The sequence below is a fragment of the Candidatus Methylacidiphilales bacterium genome (genome assembly GCA_033875315.1).
GTDB lineage: Bacteria > Verrucomicrobiota > Verrucomicrobiia > Methylacidiphilales > CAZTYG01 > JANRJG01.
In genome coordinates, this window is record JANRJG010000008.1 from 1 (window position 1) to 19,741 (window position 19,741).

Sequence of the window (19,741 nt, forward strand, 5' to 3'; positions counted from 1 at the left end):
CGACGATACGGTGGCCTTTTTTACGCGCTGCAATGATCCGCTTCCTTAAATCTGCACTCAATGGGTTCATCCCCAGTTTGGTACGGCATCGGACAGGGATTGTACAGTCTATTGTGCCTATCTAATCCGGAATTGCTCTAAGGTCCGTCCGGTGGGAGGGTTTCCACCTGGGGCTTATCCGGCTTGGGCGCGGGCTTGCTGTCGAGCGGGATGTCATTGAAAAGACCGGCATTGCTCTTCAGGGAGATCGGCACACGGATCTCGGCCGTGCGGAGCTCCCCGCCATCGGCCGGCAGGTAGGCCACCGACAGGGGACGGCCTTCGATCTGGGCTTTTTCTTTTTCCAGGGGAAAGGCGCGCATCCAGGTCTTCAAGGAACCTTGCAACTCTGTAGAACCCACGCGCACCAGGCGGTCGCCGGCCCGGAGGCCGGCCTGGCCGGGCGCTGACCCGGCCACCACGGCCCTGACCCGGATGGCGCCGGCGGATTCGCTCAGCAGCAGCTTTTCCGGGAATTGGAACTTCGACACACCCGGCGGCGACGAGGCCGATTCCTGGAAGGCGAAGAGGAAGGAATCGGCCGGGGCGGCTTGGAGGAAGGCGGCAAATTTGTCCACCCCGGTCCAGGCTTCCTGGCCGGCCAGCGTTTGCACGGCCCGTTCGTAAAACAGGCGGGGGTCGTTCTCCGGGTCGACGGCGGTGATCTGGGATTCTTTGCTGCCGTAGCGTTCCTTGAATTGTTCCCGCCGGCGGTTCTTGTCCGTGGATGCGATGACCTTCTCTTCCGGGATCGGAAAGATATTCCGGGCCAGTGTGCCTGCGGGCAGGATCTGGATCGGGGTCACCAGAACGCTCTCGGTCAGCACCACGCGCCCATCCTTGACCGCGAGGGGGAAGGCTTCGCCCAAACCGGGAACCCACTCGTTGTCGGCAGCCCGGACAGGCGAGCCAAGGGCTCCCACGAGGACCAGAAGGCAAAGGGCGCGCTGCATGACTCATGCTTAGCCTGCCCGTCCCCGACCGTCAAACGATGTGAGTCCAGCCGGAACGATGCAGTTGCTCACCGCGAAGAGCGCGAAGGACACGAAGTCATTGGGGGTTGGAATACTTCCTAAGGCCTTCAATGCCATAAGATTATACTTCGCGATCTTCGCGACCTTTGCGGTGAACTGCATAATTATGGCTAAGAGCCTATCCGGATAACCCCCGTGGCCCGCGTGATGAGTGCCACCTGCCCGAACCCGAGGAGGAGCGACCGCGCATATCGGGAAGAGATACGCAAGGGAGAGACGACGAAGGGGGCGGGCAGGTGCCGCCATCACCCTCCGGGCTGGGGCCAAAAAGTCGCCCCGCTTCGTTGCTCGTCGGTCACGGGTATATTTCATACCTGCTCCCTCCTCGCGCCTCGCCGGACGGCTTTTTGACCCCCAGCGCGGATCACGCGGGTTATCCGGATAGGCTCTAAGCTCTCCGGGTGATGGTTCGGTGGGGGTGGCGGGAAAGTTCCACAATTTCCAAAGTTGTTCACCAACCGCCGGGGTTGCCCCTTTGTTTGTCCGACCCGGGGTCGCAATCTGGGGGGATGCGCCTCATCCGGATCATGGAAAGCTACGAAAGAGGGGTCTTCATTTTGGAGGATTCGTCCGGCGGCGGACGGAAACCGGTGGGCCCCCTGGGTAGACTGTTGGGCGAGGCCGACCGCTTGTTGCGTGGCCAGACGGCCTCGGTGTTGGTCTTGGACCGGGACCGCGAGGTCCGCTGCTGCCGCCGTTACCGTCCGGGTTGGCCGGTCGAGGAGGAAGATCCGGCCGCCATCCGTGCCGGGTTTTGATGCGGGATGCCCGGGAATTTCACTCGTCGCGGGCGGGGGCCCTGTCATGCTGGACCGAGTGTTGAAGGTTGTTTCCATCGGCATTCTGGCGTGGAACGAGGAAGCCTCCATTGGCGCCACGCTGGATTCCCTTTTCGGACAAAGCCTGTTTGATGAGATTGGTAGGCAGGTGCAAGTGGTGTGCGTACCCAACGCCTGCACGGACGACACAGTGGGTGCCATTTCCCGGGCTTATGAACGTGCCGCACTTCGTCTGCCCTCGGTCCGGATGGAAATCCAGTCGCTGGAACGACCCGGCAAGGCCAACGCCTGGAACGAGTACGTCCATCGTTTCGCCGACCCCGCGGCAGAAGTGATGATCCTGGCCGATGCCGACATCCTCTTCCATGGCCGGGACACCCTTCGCAACATGGTGGATCTGTTGGAAACGGAGCCTTCTGTGGTGGTGGCGACCGACCAACCCATCAAACACGTGGCCCTCAAGACCCACAAGAGCTGCTTCGACCGGATTTCATTGGCCATATCCCGCATGACCGGTGAGGCCCCGGGCCAGTTGACCGGGCAGCTTTACGCGGCGCGGGCGTCGTTCCTGCGTCGCTTGGTCATTCCTGAAGGCATTCTGGTCGAGGACGGCTTCCTCAAGCAAATGGTGGTGACCGATTGTTTCACCCAACCGGCTGATGCCTCACGTATCCGCCGGGCTCCGGGCGCGGCGCATGTCTTTGAATCGTATACGCGTATCGGCGACATCCTGCCCAACCAGCGACGGCAGGCGGTGGGGCATACCATCTACACTTACCTGCGCGATGAATTGCAACGCCGTCGCGGGGAGGGGTCGGGGGACGCGGTCATCCGCCGTTTATCCGCGGAAGATCCCGGGTGGTTTCTGAACGTGATCGACCGGCGTGTATCGAGCGACAACTGGTGGGTGATGCACGAGGGGTGTCTGACCGCCCGCCTGAGGCGCTGGGCCCGGGGCGGCAGGCGTTGGGCCTTGTTACCAGCGGCCCTGGTGGGGACGGCGATGGATCTGGTGGTGCATCTCTGGGCCAATGACACCCTGAAGAACAAGCGCTTGAAAGGCATCTGGAAAGACACCAAGAGCCAGAGCCTCGTTCCCGCAGCTTTGGGTCACCAAGAAATCAGCGGAAAAAGTCGATGAGATGGTGGCTGTGGATGACGTCGATTCCGAGGGCTGACTTGAGGAAGTAAAGGGCGGTCAGGACGAGCACGCCAACCAGGGCGGTTGCGAAGCCCACGATGACCACTCCGGCCAATAGCACAGGAAGGCTGTGGGTGAGATGGTGGACGGCCCGTTGGGTTTCCAGGCGCCAGCGTTCCCACCCCTTGGTGTGACGCTGGAGAAGTTCCTGTTCGAGGGCTTCGGCGTGGGCTCGACGGGCGCTGAGCGATCGCTGGGCGGACTCCAAGCAGATACGGCGGATTACGGAGAAATCGGTGGTTTTCGACACGTAATGGTCCACTTGCGCCCGGTTGATGGCTAGGGTCAGGCGCTCATGGTCGGCCATGCCGCTCAGGAGCAACCGCTGCAAATGCGGATGCCGCCCTCGGATGCGGGCCATGAAATCCAATCCGCTTTCTCCCGGCATCCGGTCGTCGCACAGCAGTACGCAGTAATCCGCCCGGGAAAGCAGGTCCTCGGCCTCGCGGGCGTCGGCGCAGGTGTGGACGGTGAAGTAATCCTGCAAGAGCCGCTGCAGGAGTTCGCGGATGGCGGGCTCGTCGTCGACGACCAATATGCGGGGCTTGGGCGCGTCGGTCATGGAGATGAGGCGAAGGGAAGCATGAGCCGGTGGATCTGCTCGATCGAGCCCAGGGATTCCGGCAGGGCTTGGTTGGAGCAGATCATGGCCGAGGCATCGGGTTCGTCAGGGTGGTAGCCGTGCATTCCGGCGATGCGCTTGGCGCCCATGAAGCTGGGGACGATGAGCACGCCTCCATTCACCAGAAAAACCATTTCGCCGTACTGGTGGTCGGGGAAGAAGACACCCAATTGTTGGAGTTCGTCATCCTGCAGGAGGCGTCCCTTGGGGTGCGCATCGAGCAAGGCGGTCAGCCGCGCGCGGGCCTCCGGGCGGTGGAACCAGAACCGGGCCATGGTGGAATCGTAGAAGGCGGTGAAGTCTTTCCCGTAGACCAATCCGGTGGCGACGATTTCCTTTTGCAGGTCCACGGTGTCGGTGACGTCGTGCATCCCGTGGTCGGTGAAGACCCAGAAGGGGACTTCGTCGTAGGAGCGGCGGGCCTTTGCCACCAAGGCGCGGATTTGTCCGTCGTACCAACGGACCAGATCCGAAACACCCGCGTCCAAGGGGCCGTGGGCGTGCATCCAGGCGTCGAGCTTGCCCAGGGAGATGTAGGCGAAGTCGATGTCGCGGGCTTCGAGGCGGGCCTCCAGTCGCCGGATCTTTTCTTCGTCGGGCAACGAGGAGTCATGGACATACCAGCGTTTCCCGGTCTGCTTGAGTTGGTCGAAGATGTTTTCTCCCACGGGCAGGCCGCCGGGTTCCCAGATGCGTTTTTTTTCGGCGTAGTCGAAGAGGCCGAGTTTGTCGAAGGGGACGTTGTAGATCTGGAAGTAACCGGTGAAGCCATGGAGTTTTTTGATCAGGCGGCTGAGGAGGTGGCGCACGCGGGCCCGGTTCATCAGGGCGGCGGGCAGGAAACGCAGGGCGCGCAGCCAACGGAAGGGGGAAGTCGCCGGGGCGAAATAAAACGACGACCACAGACGGTGTTCGCCGGGCATTTTCCCGGAGATGATCGAGGGATCGCAGGCGGAGGAGTAGCCGAGGATGGTGCGCAGGGGTTTGCGATACGGGGCGAGGTCGGTGAGAAAATCCGGGTGGCGGCGGAGGATTTCCCAACCGAACGCGTCGATGAAGATGAAAAGCGGGAGGCGTTTCATGGCAGGGAAGGCTGGCCTTGTCCGTCTATCAAACCCTGGTGGAAGGCGCTGTGGATGGTGGCGCGATAGCGCAGGTTGTAAGGTAGTGTGCCGATCCGTCCGTTGGCGATCGCACGGAGGGTGTCGCGGATCATTTCCTTGGTGCAACCAGCCAGGCGGGAAAGCAACCGTGGTTGCTGGCCGTAGAGGCGGGCGAAGACAATGCCGTGGCGGTATTTCTTTTTGTGAAGAGAGGGGAGGGAATAATTGTGCGAGTGTTCCACCACGGAATCCAGGACCAGTCGGAAACGGGCACCCTTCCTCCGGCAGGCGGCGGCCCAGACGAGATCCTCGGCGTAGCCGTCTTCATAGAACTTCGTTTCCTCCCAAAGGCTCCGCTTGAAGGCGCAGGAAACGGCAGAAAAGAAATCCTCATTCTCTTCCTTGATGTTGCGGGGGTCGTAGGCGCGGAGGTAGTCGTCGCCCACGACCCAAAGGGCGTCCGGGCGGGCGATTTGTTTGCTCATGGTGGCGTCGGCTCGGTCCTCGAGAATGGGACGCAGGAGATTCTCCAACCAGTGCTCGTCGGTGGGGACGGCATCGGCGTTGAGGAAGACGGTGATGGATTCGGGGGCGGCGGCGACCATCTCGTTGAGCACACGACCGGGGATGTAGTCGGCCGGGGCGATTTTACGCAGGCGTGCCGGGTTGGCTTTCTCGAAGACTTCGACCGTGCCGTCGGTGGAGCCCGAATCGACGTTGTAAAGAGTGAAGCCCTGCAGCGTTTGGCGGGCGAGGGCATCCAGGACGCGCGGCGGGTGGGGCATCTCGTTCATCGAGCGCATGAGGATGGAGACGGCAGGCAGTGAGTCTCGCGCGGAGGCGCGGAGGCGCGCAGGGGGAGAGGGAAGGTTTGGGTTCATACGAAAAGAATTAAACCTCTGCGTCTCTGCGCCTCTGCGCGAGAAATGTTTCTTGTTCGTGCGTAGTTGGTTTCCGTTCGTGTGTAGCTGGGTCCATTTCGGAAAGGACTCGCGCGGAGGCGCTGAGGCGCGGAGGAGGGGGGGCGATCATAAGGAAAGAATCATAAACTCAGCGACTCTGTGCGAGGTTCGTCTTCAGTTAGATTATTTACGGCGCGCACAATGCCTTCCTTCAGCAGGGCAGCACCGAAGTTGAGCAAATAGCCAAGCTTCAAACCTGACAATTTGAGATAGGTTTGAATCTGTTTGCGGTGCGCTGCGGATAGCTTCTCGACTGATTTCAGTTCTAGTATGACTTTCTGATTTACAATCAGGTCCGCACGAAAACCTTCGTCGAAGCTTTGGTCTTGATAGCTTATCGGAATGGGAACCTGACGTTGCACGTCCAAGCCTCTTCGGGTTAGTTCATGGGCGAGGACCGCTTCATAGACGGTTTCCAGTAATCCAGGGCCCAGTTGGCGGTGCATCTCGATGGCGGACTCCAAAATGAGGGTGCCGATCTCATTTTCAGAAAGATCTCGCGCGGAGGCGCTGAGGCGCGGAGGTGGGGGAGGAAGATTGGGGTTCATGGGAAGAAAATCAAACCTCTGCGTCCCTGCGTCACTGCGCGAGAAAAGGTTCCCGTTGGTGCGTAGCTGGGTCCATTTTCGGAAAGGACTAGCGCGGAGGCACTGAGTCGCGGAGAGGGAGAAGGAAGGTTGGGGTTCATACGAGAAGAATCAAAACCTCTGCGTCCCTGCGCCTCTGCGCGAGAGGATGTCTTGGTAGAGTTCCAGATGGCGGTCGGCGACCTTCGACCAATCGTAAGTTTCCAAGGCGAGTTTGCGCCCGGCGTTGGCCAGTTGTTCGCGCAGGGCCGTGGAGGCCGCCAGTTCTCCCAATGCGGTGGCAAGGGCGGTGGCATCGCCCTTGGGCACGAGGCGGATGTTTTCGCCGTCGGTGGTGAAGCCGGGGATGCCACCGACGCGGGTGGCGATGACGGGCTTTCCGGCGGCCCAGGCTTCAAGGATGACGATGCCGAAAGGTTCGTGGTCAGTGGGAAGGACGAAGGTTTCGGCGGCGGCGAAGGCCGATGCCAGGCGGGGGTCGCCCGGACTGAATCCGGGGATGATGAGGAGGCGGTCGGCGATGCCCAGTTCCGCCGCAGTCTGGCGGATCTGGTGTTGGTAGTCCTCGACCGTGACCGGACCGATTAGGACGAGGTGGTGGTGGGGATGGTTGCGGGAGAATTCGGCGAAGGCACGCACGAGCAGGAGTTGGTTTTTTTGGAAATCGATGCGGGAGACGCAGAGGAGAAACGGTTTGCCAGCCAGTTGGGGATGGTCGCGGAGGAAGACGTCGGGGGTGGCGGAGGAAAAGGTCGCGGTATCGACGCCGTTGGGGATGTATTCGATCCGTAAATTAGGCCATTTGGCGCGCATGAGCGCGGCTTCGTCGCTGCCCACGCAGATGACGGCAGCGGCGTCGCGCAGTACATGCCGTGAACCGAGGAGAAGGCCGAAGGCCTTGCCCCATTCAGGCTTGCCGGCGAAGGGTTCCCTCATCTTCTCCACTTGTTCGGCCGGGGTGGTGAGGAGTCCGCCGTGGATGGAGACGACGTAGGGGATGCGGCGCAGGCGGGCAGCGGTGCGGGCGATGCCACCGAGGCGGAGTTGGACGTGGGTGTGAATGAGGGAAAGCCCAGGTTGGCGCAAGAGATCGGTCAGGATCCCTGGAGCCAGGGGGCTGCCGCCCTTGAGCTGGAGCCGTTGTTTGTCGTCGGCGGAAAGCCCGAGCCAGGGGAAGAGGTAGCGGTGGCGGTGGATCTGGACGGTGTCGCGGATCTCCACGCCGGGTTGGGAAAGCATGGACGTGCAATGGACCGGGCTGTGGATGCCGCGGGCTTCGTAGGCCCGGGCCAGTTGGTGGACCACGGTTTCAGTGCCACCCCACTTGGCCGTGGTCATGCGGCGCAGGACGTGGGCGACCGACTTCAAGCTGGGCGGGAGGGGTTTCATGGTTGGCTCAACGGGGAAGGACGGCGTCGAGCCGGGTCAGGGCCAGGTCCAGGCGGGCCAGGAGTTGGCTGCGCACGGATTGGGAATGGGCGCTGAAAGTCGCCTTTTGTTCGAGCAGGCGGCGGACCTCGACGAAGAAGGCGTCAAAGTCGCATTCCTCGACTGTCCCGACGGCCTTCAGGCCGAAAGGGGCGAGGAAATTGTCGACCTTCGAGCCACGTGAGATGCCGATAAGCGGGATGTGATAAATCGAGGAAAGGATGAGCAGGTGGAGTCGACTGGCGGCGACGACGTCCAGGTGGCGGGCGATGGCGAGGATTTCATCGGGGTCGCGCCGACCTTCGATGACGGTGGCGCGTTCCGGTTGGCGCAGTTCTTTTTTGAGTCCGGCCATCAATGCCGCATCCGTTAGGGGATTCATGGGAATGAAGATGAGCGACATGCCGAGTTCGGCGGTCAGCCGGTCGAGCAGGGCGATGAGCCGGTCGCGTCCGCGGATCTCGCGCTGGGCGGAAACACAGAAGCCAAAGCGGGGAGCAGGGCCGAAGAGGAGCCGGCGGTTTTCTTCCGTCAGCACGAGCTGGTCATCCGGCTGGGCCTGTTGGAGCAGGGCGGTGTCGGCACCGACGACGATTTCGCGTGCCACTCCGCTGCGTTCGAGTTCGATTTTGCTCTCGGGGTCGCGGACGACCACGAGGTCGCAGCGGGAGAGGGAGTCCCGGATGACGCTGCGGGCGCGGGCTTCGGCCTGTTGTTCCCACCAAGCGGGGCCGTTCCAGGCTCCGAGGGTGAGGCGGGAGGCGAGGGAGAGGAGTTGTTTTTTCCGTCCCGGGCGGAGCCGGTATTTGGCCGGGTTGAGTTCGGTGTTCATGCCGACATTCCAAACCACGTTGGTCTTGCCCGCGGCCTGGGCGATGCGGAGCATTTCCGGAGGGATTTCCGGATAGTCCGATAGGCCGGTGGCCCCGGCCCAGATGAAGGCGTCGTGGGATTCGACTTCGCGCCGCATGGTGGCGCGGGAAAACGGGGGTTCGAAGCCGAAGAGTTCGACGGTTCGAATGCCCAGTCGTTGCGCGGTTTCGGGGTCGTCGGTGCTGGCGGAAATCCGCGCGTGGGGCCGCAGCTTGCGGACGGCGCTAACGACGCATTCGAGGATGGCTTCGTCGCCGACGTTGTTGCGTCCGAAGGGGACGCCGCCGAGGAGGATGGAGGGTGGGTTTGCGTTCATGCGGGGTGGGGAAGGTGGAGGGCGCGGTCGAAGAGGCGAGCGGCTTTGCCCGGGAGGAGGGTCCGGAGTTGGAGCAGGTCGGGCAGGGAAACCAAGCGCAGGAAGCGCAGGGAGGCGAGGAAGAGGCCGATATAGAGGGCGGCCTGGATGAGCAGCGTGGGCAGGGAGGGCTTGGGTTGGGCGAGGTAGATCAAGCCGGCGAGCAGGCTGCAGGGGAGGGCGAGGCGGAGGAGGAACCCGGCTGGGAAGGGGAAGGGTCCGATGATGCGGCGGACATTGGCGATGCGGAGCGGGATGGTGAGGAAGAACGTCAGGGCGACCGCGCCGATAGCCCCGGGGATGCCGAAGCGCGGGATGAGGAGGAGATCGAGGCCCACGTTGAGCAGCACCTGGAGGATCATGAGGTGGAGGGTCTGGCTGGTTTTTTCCCGTGCGGTGATGGCCATGGCCAGCGGCATGGAGATGAGGGGCAGGAGGTGGAGCACGCAGAAGGCCGAGGCCACGGGGCCGGAGGCGGCCATGTCCGCGCCGTAAACCAGTTCGATGCCACGGGGGGCGAAGAAAACCCCGAACGCGGCCAAGGGTACACTCAGGACCATTAGCAGCTTGTACGAGGTGTCGATGAGCGAGGGGAGCGAGGCCGGATCGCGGGTAAAGGCCTGGTTGAAGCCGGCGGCGAGAAGGGTCTGTACGGCCAGAGGGATGAAGGTGATGACCAACATCGGGACGGAGTAACCCAGATCGTAGACCCCGGCGGCGGTGGTGCCGACGAAAAGTCCGAGGAAGAAGACTTCCGTGTACTTGAGCATGAGGGTGCGGAAGGCCTGGTTGAGCAGGACGGGGATGGCCAGACGAAATGTGCGTTCGCGCCCGATACCCTGGGGTGGGGAGCGCCAGTCGAGGGATGAGACGTGGCGAATGAGCCAGCGGGCGGCGAGAAGGGAAGCGGCGAAGATCGAGAGGGCCTGGGCAGCGAGGATGCCCGGGACACCGAAGCCAAGATGCAGGACGGCCAGGGTGAGGGCGAGCCAGACGAGGGTTTGGCCGAGGGAAAGTAGGGCGACTTTTTTGGAGAGAAAGAGGGCGGTGAGGGAGTCGTTGAAATAATCCTTGGCCAGGAGCGCGGGCAGAAGCAGGGCGAACCAGGGGAGAATGGCGGACACGCGCGGGTCGAGGACATGGGTGGTGAACGGGGCGGCGAAGCAAAGGGCCAGACCGATGAGAAGAGCGGCCAGCGCTTGGATGAGGGCGGAGCGGGTGAGGAAGCGCACGAGCCCGGCCTTGTTGCGGTGGTGGGTCAGTTCGGGGATGAAGCGGAGCAGGGCGGCGTTGAGACCGAGAGCGGCGAAAACGAAGAGGTATTCGACGATACTCTTGCCGATGGAGAGGACACCGTAGGCTTCCTTGCCGAGACCGCGGACGGTGAGGATGGAGATGGCGAGGTAGAGGAAAAAGAGGATGAGCTTCGATCCGATCATCCAGGGCGCGCCGGCCACGGCTTCCTCGGAAAAGCTGCCTTCGGGCGCGGCGGTCCGGGCCTTTTTGGGTTCACCGTTGGCGGAGCCTGGGGTCATGTCAGGCGACAAAGGTCGGGCACCTGGGTTTTCTTTTTCCAGTGGTAGACGGTATCCCGTCCGCGCTGGACGGTGATGTCATCGGGTGTTTCCGTATAGAAACCGGAGGCGTGGCGAACGGTGGTGGGAGTGGACCAGGGTTGGGGATCGAAGCGTTCCTTGCTGGCGGGGGCCAGTTGGCAGAAGAAGAGGTAGATCTTGTCCTGCCAGCCGGGGGAGGGCATCCAGTCGCGCCAGTCGGATGTTCCGGTGCCAGAGCCGTGGTGGAGGCGCCCATGACCGAGCGCGGCGCGGAAGGCGCCAGAGGGGGTGGCATGGGAGAGCAGCCATGCCTGTTGGCGGGCCAGATCTTCCGCACTGAGGGACTGGAAGGGGTGGAGTGCGTGAAGGATGGCGGCGGAGGTGCCGAGGTGGAGGGGGTTGGCGGAAGCGGGACGCCAGTTCCAGAGCAGGCGGCGGAAGCCCCCCTCCGGAAGTTGTTGGCGGTGGAGGAAGGCGACCAGATTCGTGATGCTGGTTTTCGTTTCCGTGCAGCCGGTGCGTTGGGCGTAGCGGTGGAGGGGACCGAGGCAGCGCGCGCTGTAGAAGGGGGAGATGCCTCCTCCCCGGCGGTTGGAAGTGTGGATGCCTCCGGCCATGGAGCCGGAGGTTTCCTGCAAGCCTCGGATCCAGGCGGCCAGTTGGGAGGCGCGTTCCTGGTAGCGTTCCCATTCCCCCTGCCAGGCGGTCCATTCCAGGATGAGGTCGAGCACGGCGGCGGCGGAGATGGAGGGACCGAATTGGTAGTCGGAAATTTCCCAATCGCGGACGGTGTGGAGCGTTTTATTCCAGAGGAGGCGGAGGTGGCGTCCGTCGAGGGCCCGGGTGACGGCTTCGGCGAGTCCGGGGACCGCACGGTTGGCCGAAGCGAGCACGGTGCGGGCGCGGAGGGCGGAGGCGAGCACGGCGGGTTCGTGGGGCATGCCGCCCTCGAAGGGATTGTATTCGAAGTAGGAATTGCGGAAGGAGCCGTCACCGAGTTGGGCGGCGATGAGGTGGCGGAGGGTGATCTCCAGAAAATCGAGATGTGTGGGGTCGCCGGTGGCCTGATGGCGGAGGATGCGTCCCTCGATCAAGCCTTCGAGCCGCCAATCGTGGGCCGGGCCGCACCAACCGAGGCAGTTGGCGCGGATGCCGAGGGCGGGCCCCGTCACGCCCGCGTCGGAGGTGACGGTGGCGAACCAAGCCTCGAGCGCGGCCACGGCCTGGGCGGCATCAACGGGTTTCCGGTCGGATTTCATAGAGGAGGGAACTGCTGAAGAAGCGGTCGAAGGAGCGGGTGAGGAGGTGGTCGGTGCGTTCCGAGGCGAAGCGGTCGGCCCAGGCAGTCAGCCCGGCCTTGCGGGCCAGTTGTTCGGTCCATTGAAGGAGTTTTAGGGTAACGGGTTGATAGCCTGCCATGTCAACCACCTTGAATCCGGCCTCTTGGAAGGCGGCCTCGATCTCCGAGGGGTTGAATTTGCGCTCGGGCCCGCGGTTCCAGTTGCGCCCAAGTGCGTAGTTCTTTTGGCGCATCCGGCGGTAGCGGTAGAGGTGGGGGTAGAAACGTCCGGAGACCATGACGAGGGCGGTACCATCGGGGTGGAGGGCACGTCGCATTTCCCGCAGCAGCGGCAACGGGTCTTCGAATTGGTCGAGCCGTTCGTAGCAAGTGAGGACATGCACGGCGTGGTCGCCGACCGGAATGTGCACCCGCGCCGGGTCCGGGTTGAGGAGGTATTCGTAGGGAAGCGAAGGGAAGATGCGGCGGAAGCGTTCGGCGATGAAGTCGCCGATGCCGGGGGTGAGGTCGTAGGCGAGGAAGCGGGCGTTCCCGGGGCCGATGGCGTTGACGAGTTGGAGGAGGACGTCACCGTTGAGGGAAAAGAAATCGAGCACCACCGGGTTGTGACGTGTGGCGGCGAGTTGGGCGGCCCGGACGGCAAGGTGGTGGAACTTCCGGGAAAAGCGGGCGTCGGGGTCGACGTGAAGGGTTTTGCCGTCGATGGCGATGCCCTTGTACCAAAGGAGCTTGTCGCGGAAGTCGGCCAGTTGGGAGAGCGACCACAAGTGGGGCCGGATGTCCATGTGGTAGCGTTTTTCCGGGAGGTCGTAGCGGTTGTAGGAAATGACGGATGCGACCGGCCTGGGGATGGGAGCGGGGGGTTGGTCGGCGCGGTAGCCGAGGCAGACAAATCCGTAGTTGGCCCAAAAGGAAGGCACGCCGAGGGCCTTGCAGGCGCCTTTGGGGTTGCGGATGCCGCCGAGGTAGATGGCTCCGAGTCCCTCGGCCTCGGCGGCGAGCAGCAGGCCGTAGGTGGCCATGCCGACGGTGACCTGGGCGGTGTTGCAGGGATTCCGGGGTTCGAGGCTGGTGTCGTAGAAAAGGGCGATGATGACCGGGGCGTCGTGGAGATAGGATTGCTGGGCGTCGCTTTCCTTGTTGAGGCGGGCCTTGACGGCGGGATCGTCAACGACGATGAAGTGCCAGAGTTGGCGGTTGCAGGAAGTGGGAGCCTCGATGGCGTCGCCGATGATTTTTTCCACCAGTTGGCGGGAAACGGGCTTGTCCTGATAAACCCTGGTGCTGTTCCGTCCGGTGACGAACCGGGTGTAGATCGATCCGTCGACTTCCGCGGAACCCAAGGCCATGAAAAGATGTTAAGAGAGGGATGGGGATTCCAAAAGAACTATTTCAACCGTGGTGGAGGACATGGAGGGTGATTTCCGGGGGGCAGTTGAGGCGGGCGGCGACGCCGCAACTGCCGGTGCCGGCCGAGGTGTAGCCCGGAAGGTTGCCGCATTGCCAGCGGCCATGGATGCGACTGAGGGGCATATCGCGTCGCACCGGACAGACGAGCGGGCGTCCTCCGGGAAGGCAGAGTTGGCCGCCGTGGGTGTGGCCGCAGAGCATGAGGTCGAAGGGGTGGAGGGAGGCTTCTTCGGCCTCCTCCGGGCTGTGGCAGAGGAGGAGGGTGCAGACCCCGTCGGGTATGTTCGAGCGGGACTTGTTGAAATCGTGGGTTTGGTAAAAGTGCGGATCATCGACCCCCGCCACGGCCAGGTCGCCATGGGTGCCGGGGATGACCGTGCCGGCATTGAGGAGGATGGGCAGTCCGGCATCCTCCAAGACGGGAACCATTTCGATGAAGTCGTGGTTGCCGAGGATGCCGTAACGGCGGGGTGCGAGGAGGGGGATGATTTGTTTCATTTCCTCCATACACGCGGAGGGATCCTGGTCGGTGGAATTGCGGTAGTCGCCGGTGACGACCGCGATGTCGTGGGGAGTTTTTCGCAGGATTTCCATGAGCACCGGGGTCAGGGCGGGATCGAGGTCGAGATGCAGATCGGAGAGTTGGAGGATTCGCAGGCCGTCGAGGTGTTGCGGGAGGCGTGGCAGGTGCCAGGATTGTTCGACGCAGTGTACGGCGAGGAAGTTATTGCGTGCGGAGGCGGCCAAACCGGTCATGCGCAGCCCCCATCGCACGAGTGAGTCAACGGGCAGGAACTTCTCCAATTGGAAAAGGCCCTCGCCCTGGTGCTGGAGCCGGGCCCAGTGGCTGGCCTGGAGCCAGAGGCGGTGGCGGAGACGGTCGGTGCCGATTCGATCCGCGAGAGATTGGTAAGGCTCGGGAAGCCGGCCGGGTGGGGTTGTCATGAACGGGAAGCGTTTTTGCCCAAAGCGGCGCATCCGGCGAGGGCCAGACCGAGGAAAAGGTGGTTGAGGAAGAAAAGCGGGCTCTGGCGGAAGCCGAGTTGGAGGGCGTTCTGGAGGTGTCCGGCCAGGGTGGCACAGGTGGCGGCGACGATGGCGGTGTGCAGCCATCCACTCGGGGCGACCAGACAGGGCCAGGCGACGGTGGCGTAAAAGCGCAGCCAGATCAGGGCGAAGAAGATGAGGCCGGGCCATCCGAGTTCACCCAGGGTGAGGAACCAGAGGTTGTGCGGCGGGGTGCCGGGGGGGAGTTCGGGGTCGACGGTTTCGGCATAGCCGTTCCAGGACCAGGCGGAGAAATTACCGGGGCCGACGCCGAAGAAGTGGTCACGGGCCATGAGTTTGGCTTCGTCGTTGTATTTTCCGCGGTACTCCAAATCGGCCTCGGCGTCCTGTTCGCCAAAGAATCGGTTCATGAGGGTGTCGGCGGCCATGGCGATCATGACCGTGCCGGCGAGGGCGCCGCAGAAAATGAGGGCGGCGTTTTTGAGTGATACGTTGCGCAGGATGAGGAGGCAGAAGGCCAGGGCCATGCCCGCGGCCATGGCCATGAGGCCGCCGCGGGAAATGGTCATGAGCACGCAGAGGGCGGCCAATCCGCAGGGGATGAGGATGAGGAAGCTGCGCCACCAGCCACGGGCGGCGACGGCGAAAGCGAAGAGGAAAGTGGCCATCATGGCCATGTAGGTGGCCAGCGTGTTGGGGTGGCCGAGGGTGGCCTTGACGCGGTTGATGCCGAGCAGGTAGCGGTCGTAAAGCACGATGAACGTCAGGTAGGCCGCGGTCAGTCCGAGGGCGGCGACGACGACGGGGATGTTTTTCTCCTCGCGACCGTACTGGTAGACAACCCAGAAGAGCAACATGCCGCGAAGGATCTTGGTGATTTCGAACAAGGGGTAGAGCGTGGTTTCGAATTCCGGGTAAGGCACGAGGACCGCCTCCGAGGGAACGGATAGGGAAGGCACGGCAAGCATCCAGGAAATGACGGCCACGGCCAGGTAGGCCAGGAAACAGAAGGTGAGGGGTGGGAACCAGCGGAGGCGGATCTTGGGGTCGAGGAGGAAACAGAAGGCGAGGGAAACGGCGCAGATGTCAGCCAGGCTGATCTCGATGCCGCGGGTCATGGCGCGGTAGAACTCGCGGGAAAGGAAGTTGATGCCGACGGTGTCGGGTTCGGCCGTGCACCAGACCATGGCAATGAAGAGGACGTGGCGGAACCGGGGGACGAAGTGGCAAAGGGCGGTGGCGGCGGGGATGCCGGCCAGGGCGACGAGCCAGAAAAGGATGTATTTCAGCTCCATGGCGTCAGTTGCCGACGGAGATGGAGGTGTCGACCTTGCCCGCGCCTTTGCCCTCGACGGCGTTGCGGCCTTCATTGGCTGCGATGGTGCGGCTGACCGTGCCGATGACACTGTCGAGGTATTTCTCCAGACGCTGCCATGGGCTGTTCGGCACCCAGATGACATCACCGGGCTGGAGCGGGAAGTCGGGCAACTTGCCGGTGGCCAGGTCGTTGAAGTTGAAGACGGCGACCTTGGGTTGGGTGAGGCTGCCCCGGATCAGGAGCATTTGTTGGTAAAAGGCTCCGGGGATCGGCCCACCGGCATCGGACATGGCGGCGATCACACCCATGCGTCCGCTGAGGCCGACTGCCCGGGGGTTTTTAACGGCGCCGAGGACGAAGACTTCCTGGTTGCTGACCGAGGGAAGGTAGATGAAGTCACCCGAGCGTATGTAGACATTCTGGGTCATGTCGCCCTGGTGGACGAGGGACTCGAAGTTGACGGGAAGGGGCACGCCGTCACGGATGAGGAGGGAGCGGGCCAGATCGGCCATTTCGATGGTGGTGCCGGTGGCACGGGAGGTGAGGATGCCTTTGCCGGCCGATATGGCATCGATGAGGGTGGTGGGTTGCCCCAGAGGATAGATGCCGGGTTCGGCGACATTGCCCAGGAGCCAGTAGCGCTTGCTTTTGACTTCGGAGAGGGTGACGGAGACCGCGGGATTCCGGTAGTAGGGGGTGAGTTTTTTGCGGAGCGCCCCCGAAAGTTCGGGGATGGTCAGACCTTCCGCCTTGAGTCCGCCGGCTAGGTCGTAGTACACCATGCCATCGGGGGTGACGAAAGTGGTGGCGACGGAATCTGGCAGCCCGGCCAGTTCGATCCGGAGGATGTCACCCGGCCCGAGGAGATAGGGGTTGGTGGGTGCCTCGAGCCAGGCGGGGTCCAGTTTGGCGGAGGGGGTGACTTCGCGGAATCCGGCATTTTCCGCAGCCCGCGGGTCGAAGTGTGTGCCGGTGGTCAGGCAGGAGGCCAAGACGACGGGTAGCAGCGCGATTAGCCACCGGATAGGGAGATTACGGCGTTTCATTGTTCCAATCGGTTCTTGGAAGGAGGCGGCGGTTGATGATGTTGGGGATGTTGGCGCTGGTCCAAGTGGAGGCGGCGCTCTCCATGAAGGTGAGCAGGGCCCGGTCGAGCAGGTCCTCGACCTTGTACCACGGGCGGTTGTTGACGAAAACGATGTCCTTCGGTTCCAGCCGGAAGGCGGGGGCTTTTCCGCGGAGCATGTCGTCAACGTTGAGGACGAAGGTTTGGGGCTTGTCGAGGCTGCCACGTACCACCAGCACGCGTTCGCGGAAGGCGGTGCGGGTGAAGCCGCCCCGGTTGGCGATGGCGGTGATGACGGTGGCGTCGTTGGAGAATCCCTGGAATCCGGGGGAAGTGACAGCCCCGAGCACGTAGTAGTCGTTGGCGATGGAGGAGGCGACGAAGATGTAGTCGCCGGGTTCAAGCTGGGGGTTCTGCTCCAGATTTCCACGCAGGAAAATGTCCTCGAAGCTGACGGGCAGGCGTTTGCCTTCCCGGATGATGTAGGAGCGGGCGTAATCGGCCAATTCGATGCTGCGGTGTTCGAAGAGGCCGATCTCGATGCCTTCGCTGCGGCCGATGGCCTCGATCAAGGTCATGGGGCGGTCGAGGGTGTAGACGCCGGGACGTTTGACTTTGCCAAGGATGGCGTAGCTTTTGCTCTTCAGGGCGACGGGGGTGATGACAAGTTTGGGTTGGCGGAAGGAACGGGATAGGTTCTGCTCGAGGGAGACGCGCAGTTCATCGATGGTGAGACCGGCAGCGGGGATGTTGACGGCGTCGAGGTAGGTGATGCGGCCGTCGGGGGTGACGGTGATGTTTTCCCGAGTGAGGGTGGGTTTGCCGTAGAAGTGAACCAGAAGGATGTCCCCGGGGCCCAGGGTGTATTTGTCCCGCCAGGATGGGGAAGAGGAAGAGGAAGGGGATGGAGATGGAGATTGGGAAAGCGGGGATTCCGCGGGTGGTGGAACCGTTGCCGGAGCATCGGGAACGTCCTGGGCTGGAATCCATGGCTCCATTGCCAGGAGCAGGAAGAGAAGCAGAATTCCGTGCTTCATGAATGGGTGATGAGCCGGTGTTTTCCGGGGAACGTTTGCCGAAGGGTGGCGGCGACCGACATCCAAGAAGCCCGTGTGCCTTGGGGGAGAGACAGGCTGGCGAGGAACACAACCGGAGCCAACAGGGAGGCGGCGGTCAGCTGGGGTTCCTGGGCCGGTCCGCCGAACCGGACGAGGACCAGAAAGCCCGAGCTGCTCCAGTGCTTCAGGGAACTGGCCACGGATTGGGCCTGGGAGAGCGGGCAGTCGGCGAGATTCATGGTAAAAAGAGAGACGCCGGGGGGAGGGGTTTCGCCGAGGTTGTTGAGGCGGAAACAGGACTGGGTGGGTTGGAGGGGACGGGGCGAGAGATCGACCAGAATGGAAGAAGGAAAAAGGCGGGCGGCCCGTCCGGCCAGGTCGACCCAGAGGGCGTCCTCCTCGGGAAAGGGGAAGGGAGCCCAGCCGCAGATGGGGGACCTTTCGTGGATTCTGGGGACGATCCAGGCGTTCCAGATGGAGTCGTGGCCGTCTGGTTTTGCACCGGACGAAAAGGAGGCGAGCGTATCCATGCCGAGGATCAGCTCCAGTTCACGCCTGGTTTCGATCCGGTTGGAAGCGATTTCCAGGAGAAGGACCAGGGCGAAAGCGAACCCCCCGCAAACGGCGGCGCCAAACAATCCCAAGGCTCCAGTCTTGAAGGTTCTTCCGCGCGTGGAGACCTCGTCCGCGGTGGCCGGGGCGAGGATGCCGAGATAACCGGGGGAACGTTCCTCGAAGATCTTGGCTTCCTGGAAGCGCCCGGCGATGAGTTCCCGGGCGCTGATGAGGGAGGCCTTCCGATCGGCAAGTTTTTGATAGGCCATGGCTTTTTCCGGGATGGCCTGCATTTCCCTGCGTCCGTCCTGGAGCAGCTTCTCCAACTGAGATGACCGGTTGGTGAGGGATTTCTTTTCGTTCTCCAGTTTGATCAATTCGATGTAAAGGGCGTCGCCGACGCCGGTGCCGGTGAAGGAATCATCGCGACGGTTGGGGTCGGCGTTCTGTTGGCGGATTTCATCCTCCAATTGGGAGATGGCGGCCCCGGCCTCCAAGACAATCGGATTGGTTTCGGTGTAGGTGCTGCGGAGTTCCTCGTATTGGGCCCGGAGGGTGCGCAGGCGTTCACCGGCGGGGTTCTGGCTGCGGATGGCGCCGCGGAGGGCGTTGATCTGGGTGTCGAGGCTTTCGAGGGAGATACGGGCGTTGTGGTATTCGAGTTCGATGCCGCTGAGGGAGCGGAGATAGGACTCGATTTCCTTCTGGGCATCGACCATCCCCTCGCGCTGCACCAATTCGACCATCTCCCGGTCGAGGCGGGTGGTTTCCGCGTCCATCGACTCGATTTGCTTTTGGAGGTAGGTACGGATGTCATGGCTTTCGGCGGCTTGGAGGTCGCGGGTGTAGGCGACCAATTCCTCGGCCCAGGTGTTGGCCAGGGCGGTGGTATCTTCCGGGCTGTCAGTGCCCCAGACCTCGAGAATGAGGAGGTCGGTCTTTTTTTCTTCGGTCAGGGAGAAGGCATTCCGGATTTGCGCGACCGTCCTGGGTGGATTGGCGCGGGCAGCGACGCGCTGCAGGGCATCGTAGGAAAAAGCGGCGGAGATGAGGGTGGCGGGTTTGAGGGCGGGCGGGCTGTAGGCCTCACCGAGCCGGGCGGAGCGGAAAACGGAGGTGGCCTGTTTTTTGACCAGGCGGACTTTGACGGAGTAGACCGTGACCGTGGTGGCCAGTCCAAAAGCCAGACCGAGGACCAAGCCGAGTCCGGCGGCACCGAGCCACCAAGGGTAGCGACGAAGGGCGCCGGAGAAGCAGCGGATGGGATCGAGTCCGCGTTGTTTGAGCAAGGTGAGGATGGCAGGTTCCGGTGGGGTGGGAGCAGCGGCTTGAACCGGGCCGGCCGGTGGCGGGTTTGTGGGCGCGGCAAGGGAGGACGGCGGGAGAGCGGGAGAGCGGGGCGGCTGAACAGCGGGAGCCTGTGGCCGGACAACCGGAACCGGCTTCCACTGGCTGACATTCATTTCTTCTTCCGAGGGTGCCATGAT

At 63.0% G+C, this 19,741-nt stretch carries 17 protein-coding genes; 2 read left to right on the top strand and 15 right to left on the bottom strand.

The genetic code is table 11. The annotated features are described in order from the left end of the window. Positions 1–137: 137 nt before the first annotated feature. A complete protein-coding gene (locus tag SFU85_02425) occupies positions 138–992 on the bottom strand; it encodes a hypothetical protein (GenBank protein ID MDX6765624.1) in 855 nt (284 codons plus the stop codon). A 590-nt stretch (positions 993–1,582) separates the two neighbouring features. On the opposite strand from SFU85_02425, the gene SFU85_02430 reads away from it, so the two are divergent. After that, positions 1,583–1,831, top strand: a complete 249-nt coding sequence (locus SFU85_02430; protein ID MDX6765625.1) for a hypothetical protein — start codon at positions 1,583–1,585, stop codon at positions 1,829–1,831. Positions 1,832–1,889: 58 nt separating this feature from the next. Continuing rightward, positions 1,890–2,993, top strand: a complete 1,104-nt coding sequence (locus SFU85_02435; protein MDX6765626.1) for a glycosyltransferase — start codon at positions 1,890–1,892, stop codon at positions 2,991–2,993. Here SFU85_02435 and SFU85_02440 read toward each other — a convergent pair. The 14 genes from SFU85_02440 to SFU85_02505 all read right to left on the bottom strand — a co-directional run bounded on the left by SFU85_02440 (position 2,974) and on the right by SFU85_02505 (position 19,738). Next, a complete protein-coding gene (locus SFU85_02440) occupies positions 2,974–3,615 on the bottom strand; it encodes a response regulator (GenBank protein ID MDX6765627.1) in 642 nt (213 codons plus the stop codon). The genes SFU85_02435 and SFU85_02440 overlap by 20 nt on opposite strands. Further along, positions 3,612–4,757, bottom strand: a complete 1,146-nt coding sequence (locus SFU85_02445; GenBank protein ID MDX6765628.1) for an alkaline phosphatase family protein — start codon at positions 4,755–4,757, stop codon at positions 3,612–3,614. The genes SFU85_02440 and SFU85_02445 overlap by 4 nt, the downstream gene beginning before the upstream one ends. Next, complete coding sequence (locus tag SFU85_02450; protein ID MDX6765629.1) at positions 4,754–5,659, bottom strand: glycosyltransferase; 906 nt, start codon at positions 5,657–5,659, stop codon at positions 4,754–4,756. The genes SFU85_02445 and SFU85_02450 overlap by 4 nt, the downstream gene beginning before the upstream one ends. A 161-nt stretch (positions 5,660–5,820) precedes the next feature. After that, a complete protein-coding gene (locus SFU85_02455) occupies positions 5,821–6,288 on the bottom strand; it encodes a GxxExxY protein (protein MDX6765630.1) in 468 nt (155 codons plus the stop codon). A gap of 150 nt (positions 6,289–6,438) precedes the next feature. Continuing rightward, positions 6,439–7,716 (bottom strand): glycosyltransferase family 4 protein, encoded by a 1,278-nt coding sequence (locus SFU85_02460; protein ID MDX6765631.1) that lies wholly within the window; start codon positions 7,714–7,716, stop codon positions 6,439–6,441. Between the two features lie 7 nt (positions 7,717–7,723). Continuing rightward, positions 7,724–8,944 carry a polysaccharide pyruvyl transferase family protein gene (locus SFU85_02465; GenBank protein ID MDX6765632.1) on the bottom strand — a complete coding sequence of 407 codons (1,221 nt, stop codon included), beginning with the start codon at positions 8,942–8,944 and terminating at the stop codon, positions 7,724–7,726. Beyond that, positions 8,941–10,518 (bottom strand): oligosaccharide flippase family protein, encoded by a 1,578-nt coding sequence (locus SFU85_02470; protein MDX6765633.1) that lies wholly within the window; start codon positions 10,516–10,518, stop codon positions 8,941–8,943. The genes SFU85_02465 and SFU85_02470 overlap by 4 nt, the downstream gene beginning before the upstream one ends. Next, the gene (locus tag SFU85_02475; protein MDX6765634.1) at positions 10,515–11,798 is read right to left on the bottom strand and encodes a hypothetical protein; all 1,284 of its coding nucleotides are present in this window, start codon (positions 11,796–11,798) and stop codon (positions 10,515–10,517) included. Before SFU85_02475 ends, SFU85_02470 begins: the two co-directional genes overlap by 4 nt. Next, a complete protein-coding gene (locus SFU85_02480) occupies positions 11,773–13,188 on the bottom strand; it encodes a nitroreductase family protein (protein MDX6765635.1) in 1,416 nt (471 codons plus the stop codon). Before SFU85_02480 ends, SFU85_02475 begins: the two co-directional genes overlap by 26 nt. Before the next feature lie 43 nt (positions 13,189–13,231). Further along, on the bottom strand, positions 13,232–14,194 hold the full coding sequence (locus tag SFU85_02485) for a metallophosphoesterase (protein ID MDX6765636.1): 963 nt from the start codon (positions 14,192–14,194) through the stop codon (positions 13,232–13,234). Continuing rightward, entirely contained in the window at positions 14,191–15,552 is a 1,362-nt protein-coding gene (locus tag SFU85_02490) for an O-antigen ligase family protein (GenBank protein MDX6765637.1), read from the bottom strand. Before SFU85_02490 ends, SFU85_02485 begins: the two co-directional genes overlap by 4 nt. 4 nt (positions 15,553–15,556) lie before the next feature. Beyond that, on the bottom strand, positions 15,557–16,621 hold the full coding sequence (locus SFU85_02495) for a polysaccharide biosynthesis/export family protein (protein ID MDX6765638.1): 1,065 nt from the start codon (positions 16,619–16,621) through the stop codon (positions 15,557–15,559). After that, the gene (locus SFU85_02500) at positions 16,608–17,678 is read right to left on the bottom strand and encodes a polysaccharide biosynthesis/export family protein (protein ID MDX6765639.1); all 1,071 of its coding nucleotides are present in this window, start codon (positions 17,676–17,678) and stop codon (positions 16,608–16,610) included. The genes SFU85_02495 and SFU85_02500 overlap by 14 nt, the downstream gene beginning before the upstream one ends. Next, positions 17,675–19,738, bottom strand: coding sequence for a hypothetical protein (locus SFU85_02505; protein ID MDX6765640.1), 2,064 nt, complete (start codon positions 19,736–19,738; stop codon positions 17,675–17,677). Before SFU85_02505 ends, SFU85_02500 begins: the two co-directional genes overlap by 4 nt. Positions 19,739–19,741 lie beyond the last annotated feature (3 nt).

Bases quoted from the DNA above. Each gene is read 5' to 3' on its own strand.
- SFU85_02430 (MDX6765625.1), top strand. From the start codon at position 1,583: ATGCGCCTCATCCGGATCATGGAAAGCTACGAAAGAGGGGTCTTCATT.
- SFU85_02500 (MDX6765639.1), bottom strand. From the start codon at position 17,678: ATGAAGCACGGAATTCTGCTTCTCTTCCTGCTCCTGGCAATGGAGCCA.
- SFU85_02475 (MDX6765634.1), bottom strand. From the start codon at position 11,798: ATGAAATCCGACCGGAAACCCGTTGATGCCGCCCAGGCCGTGGCCGCG.
- SFU85_02465 (MDX6765632.1), bottom strand. From the start codon at position 8,944: ATGAACGCAAACCCACCCTCCATCCTCCTCGGCGGCGTCCCCTTCGGA.
- SFU85_02480 (MDX6765635.1), bottom strand. From the start codon at position 13,188: ATGGCCTTGGGTTCCGCGGAAGTCGACGGATCGATCTACACCCGGTTC.
- SFU85_02440 (MDX6765627.1), bottom strand. From the start codon at position 3,615: ATGACCGACGCGCCCAAGCCCCGCATATTGGTCGTCGACGACGAGCCC.
- SFU85_02495 (MDX6765638.1), bottom strand. From the start codon at position 16,621: ATGAAACGCCGTAATCTCCCTATCCGGTGGCTAATCGCGCTGCTACCC.
- SFU85_02470 (MDX6765633.1), bottom strand. From the start codon at position 10,518: ATGACCCCAGGCTCCGCCAACGGTGAACCCAAAAAGGCCCGGACCGCC.
- SFU85_02455 (MDX6765630.1), bottom strand. From the start codon at position 6,288: ATGAACCCCAATCTTCCTCCCCCACCTCCGCGCCTCAGCGCCTCCGCG.
- SFU85_02485 (MDX6765636.1), bottom strand. From the start codon at position 14,194: ATGACAACCCCACCCGGCCGGCTTCCCGAGCCTTACCAATCTCTCGCG.
- SFU85_02490 (MDX6765637.1), bottom strand. From the start codon at position 15,552: ATGGAGCTGAAATACATCCTTTTCTGGCTCGTCGCCCTGGCCGGCATC.
- SFU85_02505 (MDX6765640.1), bottom strand. From the start codon at position 19,738: ATGGCACCCTCGGAAGAAGAAATGAATGTCAGCCAGTGGAAGCCGGTT.
- SFU85_02445 (MDX6765628.1), bottom strand. From the start codon at position 4,757: ATGAAACGCCTCCCGCTTTTCATCTTCATCGACGCGTTCGGTTGGGAA.
- SFU85_02425 (MDX6765624.1), bottom strand. From the start codon at position 992: ATGCAGCGCGCCCTTTGCCTTCTGGTCCTCGTGGGAGCCCTTGGCTCG.
- SFU85_02450 (MDX6765629.1), bottom strand. From the start codon at position 5,659: ATGAACCCAAACCTTCCCTCTCCCCCTGCGCGCCTCCGCGCCTCCGCG.
- SFU85_02460 (MDX6765631.1), bottom strand. From the start codon at position 7,716: ATGAAACCCCTCCCGCCCAGCTTGAAGTCGGTCGCCCACGTCCTGCGC.